The organism is Argonema antarcticum A004/B2 (genome assembly GCF_023333585.1).
GTDB lineage: Bacteria > Cyanobacteriota > Cyanobacteriia > Cyanobacteriales > Aerosakkonemataceae > Argonema > Argonema antarcticum.
Genome location: NZ_JAIQZN010000013.1, coordinates 21,643 through 37,302, shown reverse-complemented (window position 1 = coordinate 37,302; position 15,660 = coordinate 21,643). Strand labels below are relative to the sequence as shown.

At 43.1% G+C, this 15,660-nt stretch carries 8 protein-coding genes; all 8 read left to right on the top strand.

Features of this window, described 5'->3' with window-relative positions; all coding sequences use genetic code 11:
* Positions 1–135 precede the first annotated feature (135 nt).
* A complete protein-coding gene (locus tag LAY57_RS08190; protein ID WP_249065921.1) occupies positions 136–1,275 on the top strand; it encodes a DUF928 domain-containing protein in 1,140 nt (379 codons plus the stop codon).
* Between the two features lie 3 nt (positions 1,276–1,278).
* Positions 1,279–4,050, top strand: coding sequence for a CHASE2 domain-containing protein (locus tag LAY57_RS08185; protein ID WP_249065920.1), 2,772 nt, complete (start codon positions 1,279–1,281; stop codon positions 4,048–4,050).
* A 188-nt stretch (positions 4,051–4,238) separates the two neighbouring features.
* A complete protein-coding gene (locus tag LAY57_RS08180; protein ID WP_249065919.1) occupies positions 4,239–4,445 on the top strand; it encodes a hypothetical protein in 207 nt (68 codons plus the stop codon).
* A 186-nt stretch (positions 4,446–4,631) separates the two neighbouring features.
* The gene (locus tag LAY57_RS08175; RefSeq protein ID WP_249065918.1) at positions 4,632–6,500 is read left to right on the top strand and encodes a two-component system response regulator; all 1,869 of its coding nucleotides are present in this window, start codon (positions 4,632–4,634) and stop codon (positions 6,498–6,500) included.
* A 129-nt stretch (positions 6,501–6,629) separates the two neighbouring features.
* Entirely contained in the window at positions 6,630–7,943 is a 1,314-nt protein-coding gene (locus LAY57_RS08170; RefSeq protein WP_249065917.1) for a hybrid sensor histidine kinase/response regulator, read from the top strand.
* A 720-nt stretch (positions 7,944–8,663) separates the two neighbouring features.
* On the top strand, positions 8,664–9,893 hold the full coding sequence (locus LAY57_RS08165) for an RNA-guided endonuclease InsQ/TnpB family protein (RefSeq protein ID WP_249065916.1): 1,230 nt from the start codon (positions 8,664–8,666) through the stop codon (positions 9,891–9,893).
* A gap of 556 nt (positions 9,894–10,449) precedes the next feature.
* Positions 10,450–12,945, top strand: a complete 2,496-nt coding sequence (locus LAY57_RS08160; RefSeq protein WP_249065915.1) for a two-partner secretion domain-containing protein — start codon at positions 10,450–10,452, stop codon at positions 12,943–12,945.
* Positions 12,946–12,952: 7 nt separating this feature from the next.
* Complete coding sequence (locus tag LAY57_RS08155; RefSeq protein WP_249065914.1) at positions 12,953–15,532, top strand: CHAT domain-containing protein; 2,580 nt, start codon at positions 12,953–12,955, stop codon at positions 15,530–15,532.
* The last annotated feature ends 128 nt before the right edge of the window (positions 15,533–15,660 follow it).

Genomic DNA, 15,660 nt, shown 5'->3' with positions numbered 1-15,660 from the left:
ATTTGGCAAGTTGCTCGAAAAGCTTACTAAAGTGTAGGAAAGCATAAAAAGTAAATTATTATTTTAAAATAATAGAATAAGGGGAGCGAAATTAGGTAATAATTAACTTGAAAAAGACCAGGGGGATTTCAGGGAATGAAAAACAGCAATTTTACAGAAAAGGTTTCAGGGAGAAATTATCGATTTGCAAGTTTACTGGTAATTACTTCATCAGTCATTGCTTGTGGGGGGGCAGCTTGGGCTGTTGAGGTTGAAGCTCTTGATAGTGTTCCCAAAATAGCCAACGTCACGTTTGAGCCCCCTACCAACGAAGTTCCACGTCGTGCGCTGGGCGGCGGTTCTCGCGGCGAAGTAGGTTTTACTTCTCCAGAAGACAAAGCGCCTAGCAGAACGCTGGGTGGCGGTTCTCGCGGCGAAGTAGGTTTTAGTTCTCCAGAAGACAAAGCGCCTAGCAGAACGCTGGGCGGCGGTTCTCGCGGCGAAGTAGGTTTTAGTTCTTCGGGAGATCGTGCGCCTAGCAGAACGCTGGGCGGCGGTTCTCGTGGCGAAGTAGGTTTTAGTTCTTCGGGAGATCGTGCGCCCAGCAGAACGATGGGCGGCGGTTCTCGTGGCGAAGTAGGTTTTAGTTCTTCGGGAGATCGTGCGCCCAGCAGAACGATGGGTGGCGGTTCTCGTGGCGAAGTAGGTTTTACATCTCCAGAAGACAAAGCGCCTAGCAGAACGATGGCGGGCGGTTCTCGCAGGGAACAACTTGTCAACCCAACACCTTTAATACCCAGTAGCAATATAGGTTGGACGGCATCGGAACGTCCAACCTTTTTTGTATATATTCCCCAGACTTCTTACAAGCAAATTTTCTTGAGCTTGTACAGCGAAGACCGTCAGTATCATTACCAAACCACTTTCGAGTTGAACAAAACCGGAGGAGTCATTGCTATTAAGGTTCCGCAAAACGCACCAGCTTTAGAAGTCGGCAAAACCTACCAATGGTCGGTGAGTTTTATCGGGCCAGAAGAGATGTTGCTTCCAGATTCTTATGCTGTCAGAGGATGGGTTAAGCGCGTACCTGCGCCACAAACCAATGGATCTATGACTCCGATCGAGTTAGCAGTTCTATATGGTAAGTCAGGCATCTGGTATGATACTTTGAGTATTTTGAGTTCAGCTCGTCTTGCAAGGCCAGAAGATGCAAACTTCAGGCAAGAATGGGCCGATCTCCTAGAGCAAGTAGGGCTTAAAGATTTAGCCCAACAGCCTTTGACTCAACAGCTATAGTCGATGTGGCATAAAACCGCGAAATTGGTACAGCAATGGCAAGGCATCCTTGCCATTGCTCCTACTGTCGCAGTAGCTGTAATTGTTGGTAGTGCTACTGGGGCTTTGCAACTATTGGAGTGGGTAACTCTTGACCAGTTTTTTCACCTGCGTCCCCCAGAGGGCATTGATTCTCGGATTGTGATTGTCACTGTAGGCGAAACCGATATTAATAAAGTAGGCCAATGGCCTATGTCCGATCGCACGTTGACGCAGCTGTTAGGAAATATTAAAGCACAGCAGCCTGCGGCGATCGGGTTAGATTTATATCGCGATTTGCCTGTGGAACCGGGACATCAAGAGTTGCTGGCGCTGTACAAATCCACCCCAAACTTAATCGGCATTGAGAAGATCGCACCAACAACGATCGCACCCCCACCGATTTTAGCGCAAGGCGATCGAGTGGGGGCAGCCGACTTAGCGATCGACGGAGATGGCAAAGTGCGTCGCGCATTTATGTCGGTTAATAATTTGCAGTCTCGCCGAGAGCAGCAAGGACTGGGAGTTAAGTTAGCGCTAAAGTACCTAGAGTTACAAAAAATCGAGTTAAAAGTTCTCGATCCCAAACAGAGAAAATTTGGCTTAGGTAAAGCCGTTTTCCATCCCTTGCTCGGCGATGAAGGGGGTTACGTAGATAGGGATTCAGGGGGTTACCAAGTTTTGATGAACTATCGAGGTGGGCTTAACAGTTTTTCAAACATAGCGATGACGGATGTCTTGAACAACCGCATTCCACCAGGTTTAATGCGCGATCGCATAGTCTTAATCGGCCCTGCGGCCCCCAGCCTCAATGACCTTTTCCATACACCCTACAGCAGTACCCTATTTAAAAATCCTTCCTATACTCCAGGGGTGGTAATTCATGCCAACGTAACCAGCCAAATTCTCAGTTCAGCTTTAGAAGGACGCCACTTGTTACGAGTTTGGGATAGAACGCTCAATCAAGTATGGATTTTAGTTTGGTCTTGCATTGGCGCGATCGGAACTTGGAATATCTTGCAGGGTTCGTGGTTTAGAAAAAATCTCTTTCTATTCGGGACAATTTTAATTATTATTATCGCGAGTAGTTCGCTTTATGGAATTAGTTATATTGCTTTTTTACAGGGGTGGATTATTCCGATATTTTCTCCTTTCCTCGCGCTGGCTGCTTCGGCTATTTTAATTAGCAACTATTACAATCAACAACAGCTAAGGGAAGCTAACAAAGAATTATACCAAGCAAATCAAGAATTAGCTGATTACTCGCAAACCTTAGAATGGAAAGTAAAAGAAAGGACTCAAGAACTAGAGATAGCTAAAGAAGCTGCTGATGCTGCAAACCAAGCCAAAAGCGAGTTTTTAGCTAGCATGAGCCACGAGTTGAGAACACCTCTAAATGGAATTTTAGGCTACGCGCAAATCTTGCAGCGTTCTAAAACGCTAAGTAAAGAAGACCAAAAAGGCATTACCATTATTTATCAAAGCGGTTCCCATTTACTTAATCTCATTAACGATCTTTTGGATTTAGCTAAAATCGAAGCCAGAAAATTAGAAATTTACGAAAGCGATTTTTACTTGCCAAGTTTCTTAATAACCGTAGCCGAAATTTGCCGTATAAAAGCCGATCAAAAGGCTCTGATTTTTCAGGTAGAATTTTCAGATAACTTACCTCAACAAGTGCGTGCAGATGAGAAACGCCTGCGACAAGTTTTAATTAATCTACTGGGCAATGCTATTAAGTTTACGGATACTGGTTCGGTGACATTCAAAGCAATCCTAGTGAATGAATCTATCAGTAATCTGGATAAACCTACTGTTAAAATCCGCTTCCAAGTCGAAGATACTGGAGTGGGAATGACAGGCGAACAGGTTGACAAAATCTTTTTACCTTTCGAGCAGGTGGGAGAGAACCAACGCAAGGCTGAAGGCACTGGGTTGGGACTTGCTATCAGTCACAATATTGTGCAAATGATGGGTTCAACATTAGAAGTATCTTCCAAGCTGGGTATAGGTAGTGTGTTTAGTTTTGAGTTAAACCTGGAGACAATATCAGGGAAAATAAAAGCGATCAAAGTTACTAAGCCAGAGGCGGTAGTTGGTTTTACAGGCAGGCGGTCGGTGAAGATATTGGTGGTGGATGACCAGGCAGAAAGTCGCTCTCTTATAGTCGATTTTCTCAAACCGATAGGATTTGACCCGATCGAAGCAAGTAATGGAGCTGAAGCTTTAGAGCAAATAGCGATCGCTAAACCGGATTTAATTATCACAGATTTAGTGATGCCTGTGATGGATGGGTTTGAGATGATCCGGCAAATTAGAGCAATCCCAAGTTTAAAAAATACGGAGATTATTGCCATGTCAGCTAGTAAGTTTTCTACAGATAAACAGCAAACATTGTTGGCTGGCGGCAACCGTTTTATTTCCAAACCTATTCAGCTATCAGAGCTTTTAGAGAAACTGAGAAGCAGTTTGGGTTTAGAATGGGTAGTGGATACTGCTAAAGTAGACAGCCAAATGCAAACAGAAGAAATTCAGAAAATTGTTGCGCCTTCCTACCAGGAGTTAAAAATGTTGCGACGAGCAGCCACCATTGGCGATATCGAGCAAATAGAATCGGAAGTTCGCCGCCTCGAACAGCTGAATCCGAAATACGCTTCTTTTTGCCAGCGGATTTTAGAACTAGGTCAGAATTTCGATGACAGAGGCATTTTGGAATGGATAGAAAAGCACTGCGCGATCGAGCGACAGGGAAGCTAAAAATATTTTTAAGCTAACACGCATCTAATTCGGATATTTCTAATCCGGCAATCAAACCTTCAATTCCTCTCCCACTCCCCCACTCCCCCACTCTCCCACTCCCGCTAAACATACAAATTAAATGCGTAGCAGCTTATCAGTCTCGCCGTAAGACCCCAACTATACCTTAGAAATACCAAGAGGCCCAGGTGCAGCAGAAACCCCCACAAGCAGAACTAATACAACTGTACCAAGCTGCCAAAATCGGCGATTTTGACCAAATTGAAGCAGAGGCCGATCGGATCGAACAGCTTGGTACTGAGTATATTTACTTTGGCGATCGCATTCGTGAGTTAGCGCAAGACTTTAACGATCGAGCTATTCTTGATTTAGTTAAGAAAGATACAATAATTTAATTTAATTTAATTTATGTTATGAGATGGGTTTTTTGGAAAAGGAAAGTCGTTTGGAGTCAACGTCACAATTGTCGTTGTTTTTCTTGCAGGCAAGTTGCTAGCTCTTTAACATCCCTTGAATAAAGAGTTAACTTATTATTTACCAAAATCAGTTAAAGTCTTACTAAATGAAATATTGTAGACCAAATGGATAATTTAGAATCTGAATTAATTTTGATTGTTGACGATAATCCCACCAACCTAAAACTATTGTTTGGGTTTTTAAAAGAGGCGGGCTTTAAAATTTTAGTAGCAAGAAATGGAAAAAATGCCCTGGAAAAAATGCCTCATATAAAGCCAGATTTAATTTTGTTAGATATAAGAATGCCTGAAATGGATGGCTTTGAACTTTGTCGCCATCTAAAAGCTAACCCAACTACTAAAGAAATTCCCATCATTTTTCTAACAGCTTTATCTGATGTTAAAGACAAAGTAGAAGGTTTAACTTTAGGTGCGGTTGATTACATTACCAAACCATTACAACAAGAGGAACTATTAAGCCGCGTCCGCTTGCATCTGAGACTTAGATATTTAACACGCAGCCTCCAAGAAAAAAATCAACATCTTACCGAAGAGATTGCTGCTCGGAAAGCTGTTGAAAGTGAGTTACAAGAACTAAATCGAGAATTAGAACAGCGAATTGCCAAACGAACAGAAGAACTTTATCTTACCTTACAAAATTTACAAACACGCGAACAACAACTTACTTATGAAGCTTCTCACGATTTGCTAACAGGTTTATACAACCGCTCTTGGTTAATGAATCGTTTATCTGAAATTTTGAAAATAGAACAACCCCAAGCTCATAAAAAGTATCCCGTTTTATTCTTAGACATAGACCGCTTCAAAAGTATTAATGATAGCTTTGGTCACTTAATCGGAGATGAATTGATTAAAAATGTTTCTAATCGAATAAAGATATGTGTTGATTCTAGAGGAGAAATAGCAAGGCTAGGAGGTGATGAATTTTTAATAATACTAACAGAAGCTGAAAATATCCAAACAGTTGAAGCAACAGCATCTCATATTTTAGAAGAATTGCAACAGCCTTTTCCGATCGGCAACTATCAAGTTGTAATTAGTGCTAGCATAGGTATTGTTTTTTCTATATTAGACTATAATAACTGTACAGCTATTTTAAGAGATGCGGATATAGCTATGTATCAAGCAAAGGAATCAGGTAAAGGATGTTATCGTGTGCTGACACCTCAAATGCAATCTCAAGCTTTAGAACGAATTCAATTGGAAACGGATCTCCGTCAGGGGATCGAACAAGAACAGTTTTGTCTTTATTATCAGCCAATTTTTTCGATTTACGACAAAAAAATTGTTGGCTTTGAAGCTTTAAGTCGGTGGCTACATCCTCAATATGGTTTTATTCAACCTACAAAGTTTATTCCCATAGCCGAAAAAATAGGCTTAATTGGAATTTTAGATATATCAGCGTTAAAGTCAGCTTGTCAACAAGTAAAAATTTGGCAAGAGGAGTTTGAGATGCCATTAACCGTAAATGTGAATTTTTCTGCGATTCAATTCCAACAAGCAGGAGTAGTGGAAAAAATTATTAGAACTTGTCACCAAAGTGGTTTGTCTCCTTCATCTATAAAACTAGAAATTACAGAAAGTGCTTTTTTGGAAACTGCTCATGCAGGTACTAAAATTTTAGAGCAAATTCGCAGCCAAGAAATTAAACTGTGTATCGATGATTTTGGCACAGGTTATTCCTCATTGAGTCGCCTTCATACTTTCCCGATAGATACTCTCAAGATCGATCGCTCTTTTGTCAGCAGTTTAGGTTATAATTCAGACACAACAGCAATTGTACAAACAATTATTTCTTTAGCTCACAATTTAGGTATCGATGTGGTAGCCGAAGGAATAGAAACTACAGAACAATTAGAAAAGCTCAAAGACTTAGGGTGCGAGTTCGGTCAAGGCTATTTATTCTCCAAGCCTTTACCCAGCGAAAAAGTAACTCAATTATTATCCAACTATAGCAACCGCCAGGGCGATTAAGCCAACTCCAACTGTTACATGAAGTCCATAATCCCTGACGGAGTAAGCTTTTCCCTCTTCCCTCTTCCCTAGCCCCTAGCCCCTAGCCCCTAGTCCCTAGCTATATATCTCCCTTGAAAACGCAAAAATATGAACGGAATCGAACAGAAAACTATTCTCGTGGTTGATGATAACCCCACTAATATAAAAGTTTTGTTTGATTTTTTAAGGAATTCTGGTTTTAAGGTTCTGGTTGCTAAAGATGGAGAGAATGCACTGTCTAAGCTGGCAGAAGTTACTCCAGACCTAATTTTGTTGGACGTGATGATGCCTGGTATTGATGGCTTTGAAACTTGTCGTCGCATTAAGGATAATATTGCTATTCAAATGATTCCTGTTATTTTTATGACTGCTTTATCAGATACAGAACATAAGGTAAAAGGTCTTTCGCTGGGAGGAGTAGACTATATTACCAAACCTTTTCAGCAGGAAGAGGTATTAGCTCGGATTAATATGCACCTGAAACTACATTTTCTAACAAAAGAATTAGCTAAAAAAAATGCACAGCTAAGCGAACTGAATACTTCGTTGCAAGAAAAGGTTGAAGAACGCACAGCCGAACTTAAGAAAGCTCAATCGCATTTAGTGCTGCATGAAAAAATGTCATCTTTAGGCCAGCTAGTAGCAGGGATAGCTCATGAAATTAATAATCCGCTTAGCTTTATATCTGGAAATTTAAAATACGCCAATGATTACGCTCAAGATTTAATTAATCTAATCAAACTTTATCAAAAATATTATCCAGAGCCAGAGCCAGAAATTGCAGATGAAATATCTACACTTGAATTGAGTTATTTAGTAGAAGATTTTCCCCAGTTGATTGCTTCTATGCGGGAAGGAACTAATCGGATCACGCAAATTAGCCAATCGATGCGAACTTTTTCGAGAGCGGATAGCGATGCGAAAGTGCTTTTTAACATTCATGAGGGATTGGATAGCACTTTACTAATTCTCAAGCATCGCCTAAAAGCAAGCGAACAGCGTCCCGCGATCGAAGTAATCAAAGAGTATGGCGATTTCCCAGAAATTGAATGTTATCCGGGACAACTTAACCAAGTTTTTATGAATTTACTAGCTAATGCGATCGATGCTTTAGAAGAGTCCGATCGCGATCGCACTTTTGCAGAAATTGAAGCTCAGCCTAGTAAGATCGCTATTTCTACGGAAATAGACCCAAACACCGAGCGGGTCATCATTAGAATACAAGATAATGGAATTGGTATGACTGCTGAAATCAAACAAAAAGTTTTTGATTATTTGTTTACTACTAAAAGTGTAGGTCAAGGTACGGGTCTGGGATTATCTATCGCTCGTCAAATTGTTGAAGATAAACACGGAGGTAAAATAAGTTGTAATTCTATACTTGGTCAAGGTACAGAATTTACGATCGCACTACCTAAATGACATATTTAAACTCAAATTATAGTTGCGATTGGATTAGATGTCGCAACAAAACCAGACCGATCGCCAATCATTCTTTGCACCTATAAGAAAAAAATGGAATCTATTCCTGCCAAAAAAAACCTTGGTAAATAACTTTTACCTTCGGATTTAGTGCTAATTTATACTCAAATCCCATTGAACAATAGGGATTTATACCAAAGTCTTATTTACTGGAGTTTAGACTATCGCAGGTGCGATAGTCTAAACTCCAGTAAATAAGCTAATCTAAGTTTAGTGGGGTCACATAGGGATATTAGCGATCGCATAACTACTTGGTACATATAGCAATCGCTCTCGTCGGTTAGGACAACTCCAACTCTTCTTTTCACCTTCCATCCCTTACTCCGTAACCCTTTTCTCTCTTCCCTCAACGCTCGCACCTAGCCCCTAGCTATAAAATCATAGGAAAAGATGTTTCGTCAAGTTTTTTTTAGCTTTCTTCGCCGGAAGCCCCACGCCATACCTGTACCCAGGTTGGCGTTGGGATGGATAGGCGGTCAATCAAGGGGGTTCAATACCCCTTTGATTGACAATCTCCTGATAAGTTCTCGAAGTACGTCATTCTGAGTTCGTCCTTTTGTTTTGCAGTATTTCACCAGGTGTTCATACTCGCTATCAGATGGACGAATTGTTATTTTTGTCATGCCATCATATTGCCGTCAGGTCTGGTATAATAATGCCATGAGAACAGCCTACCAGTACAAGTTACGCCCAACAAAACAGCAAGCCGCCAATATTGACAAGTGGCTTGCAATGTTGTGCGCTCAGTACAATTACTTGTTGGCTGATAGGTTTAATTGGTACGAACAGAATCGTTCTCCTGTTAACGCTTGTCCTCTTGTTTGTCATCTGCCAGAATTGCGAGACAAACCAGACTATTACTCCCAAAAGAAAACGCTACCTCAACTCAAGAAAACTCATCCTTGGTATTCCGAAATATCCTCTCAAGTGCTTCAGGATGTAGTCAAGCGAGTTAAGGCAACATTTGACAGATTCCTCAAAGGAGACAGTAACGGTAAACGTAGCGGTAAGCCAAGGTTTAAGGCTCGTAACCGTTATCGCACGTTCACTTATCCTCAAATGAAAGATGGATGCTTGCAAGGCAACCTGATTAATTTGCCCATGTTCGGGAAGGTTAAAGTTGTCTTGCACCGTCCTATTCCAGATGGATTCAAAATCAAAACTGCATCTGTTACCAAGAAAGCAGACGGCTTCTACCTGACCCTTTCTCTAGAAGACAAAACAGTTCCAGAAATCAAGCCAGATTTCAACCCAGACTCAATCACGGGAATTGATGTAGGACTCAAGGAATTCTTGACAACTTCCGTTGGGGAAACGGTTGCTATTCCTCAACATTATCGGAAAGCTCAAAAACGGTTACGAGTAATCCAAAAACGTGTGTCTCGTCGCAAGAAAGGAAGCAACCGTAGACAGAAAGCCGTCAAGCAGCTAGGGAAACAGCATAAGAAAGTTGCCGATAAACGGAAAGATTTCCATTTCAAAACAGCGAACTGGCTGTTATCAAAATATGACGTAGTTGCTCATGAAGATTTAAACGTTAAAGGGCTTGCTCGTACACGATTGGCTAAGTCCGTGTTGGATGCTGGGTGGTCAAGCTTTCTGTCGATACTAACAAATAAAGCCGAAAATGCTGGTTTGTTGGTTGTCCCAGTCAGTGCCCATAACACATCACAGGATTGCTCCAATTGCGGCGAAAAAGTACCTAAAAAGCTGCACATTCGTTGGCATGACTGCCCTCACTGTGGGTGTAGTCTAGGCCGTGACCACAATGCAGCTATTAATATCAAAAACAAGGCGGTAGGGCAATTCGTCTTTAAAGCTCAGTTAATGTCCGACGGGATACCGGGAGTCGCTGAGAAGCCTACACCATACTGTACTCAGTTGGTGTAGGAGTTGTCACTGGATTTTCATTCTATGTTGAAGACCCTATATAGTAAACTCTTGGCATTGCTGGTCTTAAGTACTCTTATTCCAGCTTCTACTATCGGGATGTATGGAATCTTTTCTTCTACTCAAGCAATATCAGAACTCAACCTTAATCGAATTAAGAAGCAGACTAATGACAGAGTAAGAAATATTGAGTCATTTCTGTCACATACGCAAAAAAATCTCCAGTTTCTAGTGACAACGCCTCCCTTTCAAGGCGTAATTCGCGCCAGAGAAGGAGGAGGAGTCGATCGTGAAACCTCCAATTTAAAAACATCGAGGACGATTGCTCTATCACTCCGAAGTGGGGAAAGGAACGGAATTTGCGATCGAAATTCCCCTTCAGCAATTACCCTGAAGTGTCAAGTCAAGTAGTTTTGGTGGCTTCAACATCGAAATTATGAGGTCGCAAGCCCCACTGTCGCATTTTGTAAACTAATGGCAACTTGTATTCTATTTAACATTAATACTCTCAGTAAGCGAGGTATAATTCATAGCTTGAACACCCAACAATACCAGTATGGATTTTAACCAGCATCGCGTCAGCGGTCTTTTCAGAATTAGCGTTATGAGTCCGATCGCGATCGCAGTTTGGGCAAGTTGCGCTCAAGCGCAAGTAATTCCCGATCGGACCCTGACAGCCCCTTCCACGGTTACCAGTCAAGGTAGTACCTTTACTATTGAGGGGGGAACGACCGCAGGTAGCAATTTATTCCATAGTTTTCAAGAATTTTCTGTTCCTACTGACACTGAGGCATTGTTCAACAACGCTACTAATATTGAAAATATTATTACCCGCGTCACAGGTTCATCGATTTCTAATATCGACGGATTAATTGGTGCTAACGGTAAGGCCAACCTATTTCTGCTCAATCCCAATGGCATCGTTTTTGGGCCAAATGCTCGCCTCGATATCGGCGGTTCGTTTATTGGCTCTACTGCCAATAGTTTGCAATTATCTGATGGTAGCTTTTTCAACGCTACCGAACCCAACGCACCCCCTTTACTAAGGGTAAATGTACCGATCGGCTTGCAGTTCGGGCCAACTCCAGGCGCGATTGCGGTTGAAGGTACGGGTCACAGTCTTTCGATCGAAGATGGTGTACCGATTAACCGGGGTAGTAGCGATAAGGGTCTGCGAGTTCGATCGGGAAATACGCTAGCTTTACTAGGAGGCAATATCACCCTTGAAGGTAGCACTCTGAGCGCCGACAGCGGACGAATAGAGTTAGGCAGCGTAGAAGAAGGCAGAGTTAGTCTCATCGGGACGGCACAGGGGTGGATTTCTAACTATGACGGTGTGAAACGCTTCCGAGATATCCAATTCACGAGATCGGCCTTTGCCGATGCCAGTGGCGCAGGATCGGGTTCGATCCAAGTGCAAGGTCGTCAAATCTCCCTCCTGGATGGCTCAGTTTTGTTGATTCAGCAGCAGGGAATTCAGTCTCTTGGAAACATCAACATAAATGCTTCCGAGTCCTTGCTATTGAAAGGAAGCACTCCAGATACAACTATTCAGAGTCGATTAACCACTGAAACAGTAGCAGCAGGAAATGGCGCAGATATTACACTGTCAACTCCACAGTTAATCTTGCAGGATGGAGCAGCAATCCTTTCAAGAACCTTGAGTGTAGCCAAAGGGGGAAATATATCCGCAAACGTTTCCGAGTCTGTGCAACTGCTTGATAGCGTACCCACCAGACAAGCTAGGGTTAGCATTATTACAACTCAATCTTTTGCGCCTGGATCTGCTGGAGATCTAAATTTATCAACCACACGCTTGCTGAATCGGAATGGAGGAGCGATCGCATCTACAAACTTTGGCAGCGGCTCCAGCGGGACAGTAACAGTGAATGCCACCGAATCGATCGAACTGATTGGGATGTCACCGATTGCTTTTGCTGCTAGCAACGTGGCTGCTTCTACACTCGGTTCTGGAAGTGGTGGGAATGTAACTATTAACACTCCCCGGTTGGTTCTGCGCGATGGAGGAAGCCTCAGTTCATCTAACGTAGCATCGGGAGATTCTGGCAGCGTTACTATCAATGCCTCTGAGTTTGTCGAGGTGAGCGGCAAACTTCCAGGCTCGCCCAGTCCCTCTAAAATAGATACTTCTGGCGTAATTCTGTCCCCCTTTCTGCGAGAAATTCTGGGTTTGCCTCCCCAACCCAGCGGGGCATCGGGAAATGTGACGATTAACACACCAGTATTGCGAGTTTCAGATGGGGGTCTAGTTACAGTCAGAAATGATGGTTCGGGAGATGCTGGAAACTTAACGATCGGGGCTGGCTCGATTTTCCTCGATCGTTTGGGTAACATCAGCGCATCCACTCAATCCGGTCAAGGCGGTAACATTATCCTGCAAGCAAGAAATTCCCTGCAACTTCGCAACGGCAGCCAAATCACAGCAGCAGCAGGCAACAGAGGCAATGGCGGCAACCTCTCAATTGACGCCAGTACTATTGTCGCCTTGGAAAATAGCGATATCAGTGCCAATGCTTTTGAAGGAAATGGGGGCAATATTCAAATTACCACTCAAGGGATTTTCGGCACTCAATTTCGTCTCCAACAAACACCCTTGAGCGATATCACCGCCAGTTCTGACTTCGGAGTTTCCGGTAACGTCACCCTCAACACACCAGATGTAAATCCGAGATCTGGATTAGTCGAATTACCAGCCGAAATTTCCGATTCTTCCCAGCAGATTATCGCCGCTTGTGCAGCAAAAGGAGGCAATACTTTTACCGTCACCGGAAGAGGCGGCTTGCCATCAGACCCGACAGTACCGTTTAGCAGTGAGGAAATATGGCAAGATTGGGGAGATTATCTGGCTCAAAACCAGCAAGCAAACTCCAGACGAACGCATCCCACAGAAGGATTTTCAGTTAACTCTTTACGGCAGATAGTCGAAGCTACAACTTGGAAAGTCAACGCACAAGGTCAAGTAGTTTTGGTGGCGACCGCATCCCATTCTAATCTATATTTTTTACAACACTCAAACTGCCATGCGCTCTAAACCAACTATGACTTTAAAAAAAAGTTTATTGCAATCTTGCTTGAATATCGGATTGGGATTATTGACTCTATTTTCAGTAACGGTAATCTTTCCCTCCCTTACTTATTCTGCCACTACAGTTCCGATCGCACAACCAACTTCAGCACCCAGACAACTTGTAGAACAGGGAAGGGAACTCTATCAAGTCGGACGCTATCAAGATGCGATCGCTATTTGGCAACAAGCAGCCAAAGCTTTCGAGGCTGAAGGTGCTATTATACCGCAAGTTTCGGTATTAAACTATTTATCTTTGGCTTATCAAGACCTGGGAGGGGCCGAACTCTCTCGCACAGCACTCGATCGCAGTCTGCAATTGTTGCAAAGTCAAGGCAAGCTTAACGCGCAAGGCTTATCCCTACAGGGACAAGCCCTCAACTCCCTGGGAACCTTGCTTGCTAAAACAGGACAAACTCAGGCAGCAATAGAAACTTGGATGCAAGCAGAATCTGCTTACAAACAAGCGTCCAATCAAACGGGCATTCTGGGAAGCAGAATCAATCAGGCTCAAGCGCTGCGGATATTAGGAAAGCACCGACGCGCTCTATCTATATTGTCAGAAATGTTGCCAGAAATTCGGAATCATCCAGATGCAAAGCTAAGAGCAGCCGGTTTGCGGAGTTTGGGAATAGCCCTACAATCGATCGGCTATTTACGGCAGTCTTATGAAATCCTAGATGAAAGTTTGACGATTAGTGAGAGTACGGGAAGCAGTAACGATCGGGCCGCTACCTTCCTCAATATCGGTAACATAGCCAGGGATTTGAATGAAAGCAGATTTGCCTTGGAATACTATCAAGAAGCGGCAAAATTGGCTAGCAATCCTTTATTGCAAACTCAAGCTCTCCTCAACCAATTCAGTTTTAGAATAGAAGCACAGCAGAACGAAGAAGCGATCGCCCTTTTACCTCAGATTCAATCCAAAATTGCCAGCCTTCCCTCCGGTCGTCAATCTATTTACCTTCGAGTTAATTTCGCTCAAAACTTAATGAGATTGGTAGAGCGAGATCCGAAGGTTCTTCCAACCACAACTTTGCCGGAAATTGCTACCAGCTTAGGTGCAGCAGTGCAGTTAGCGAGACAACTGCAAGATTCTACCGCCGAAGCTTACGCACTCGATCGACTCAGCCAGCTGTACGCACAACAAGGGAAAACAAAAGAGGCGCAAACACTTGCACAACAGGCTTTGCAGATTGCACAACAGACAAGCTCAGACGAATTAGTAGCTCGCAGTGCTTGGCAAGTTGGTCGCCTGTTCAAACAGGAGGGAAAACGGGAAGATGCGATCGCTGCCTATAAAGAAGCCTTGAAAGCACTCAAGGCTTTGCGGAGCGACCTCATTGCCATTAACTCCGATATCCAGTTTAACTTCACCAAAAGTGTCGAACCCATTCATCGGGAATTCGTAGACCTGTTGCTACAAGAAAACTCCACTCAATCCGACCTTAAAACGGCTCGCGAAGTCATAGAAGCCCTACAATTAGCAGAACTCGATAATTTTTTCCAAGATGCTTGCCTGGATACAAATCCCGTACAGATTGACCAGATCGATCCTACAGCTGCTGTAATTTATCCCATCATTCTGGCCGATCGCTTGGAAGTAATTCTTTCCATTCCCGATCGACCGCTCCGACACTACGCTACCAAACTGCCTAAAGCAGAGATCGAAAAAACTTTAAAGCAGCTCTATTCATCGCTGAATCCCGATTTTTCTGACCAAGAACGCCTGCGTTATTCTCAGGAAGTTTTTAATTGGCTGATTCAACCTGCCAAAGCTGATTTACAAAGTCAAAGGATTAAAACTTTAGTATTTATCCCTGATGGATTCTTGCGGAATATTCCGATGGCTGCTCTTTACGATGGTAAGCAATATCTGATCGAACAGTACGCTGTTGTTTTCAGTTCTGGTTTGCAACTGCTAGAGCCGCAAACACTAAGGAAAGAACAACTCAATGTCTTAACAGCAGGACTAACTGAAGCTCGTCAAGGTTTTTCGGCTTTACCATCTGTAGCCATTGAACTTAAGCAGATCGGCTTGGAAGTAAATGGTTCTAAACTTTTATTAGACAAACAATTCACTCGCACAGCCTTAAAAAATCAAATTGAAGCAAAACCTTTTAAAGTTGTACATCTCGCTACTCACGGTCAGTTTAGTTCTAATCCGGCAGAAACTTTTCTTCTTACTTGGGATGGACGGATTAACGTTAAGGAACTAGATGAGTTACTTCAAATACGTGGAAAAAGCGAAAAAGATGCGATCGAACTTTTGGTATTGAGCGCTTGCCAAACCGCTAATGGCGACTTGCGGGCTACCTTGGGTTTGGCAGGTGTTGCTTTGCGATCGGGAGTGCGAAGTACCCTTGCTACCCTCTGGTCTGTACGGGATGAATCAACAGCCGAACTAATGATTAAGTTTTATCAGCAGCTAACGAGGAGCCCTTCGGGCAAAGCCGACGCCCTGCGCCAAGCTCAATTAACTTTGCTCCGAAATCCTTCCTATAACCACCCGTTTTTTTGGTCACCTTTTGTTTTAGTTGGTAATTGGCTTTGATTGGATCGAATATGCTGTAGTATAGCTAGGGGCTAGGGGCTAGGGGCTTGGGGCTAGGGGAAGAAGGGTTTAGAATTAAGGGCTTCAGGAATTAAGGATGTCTTAACCGCCTAAAGTTGCTACTTATA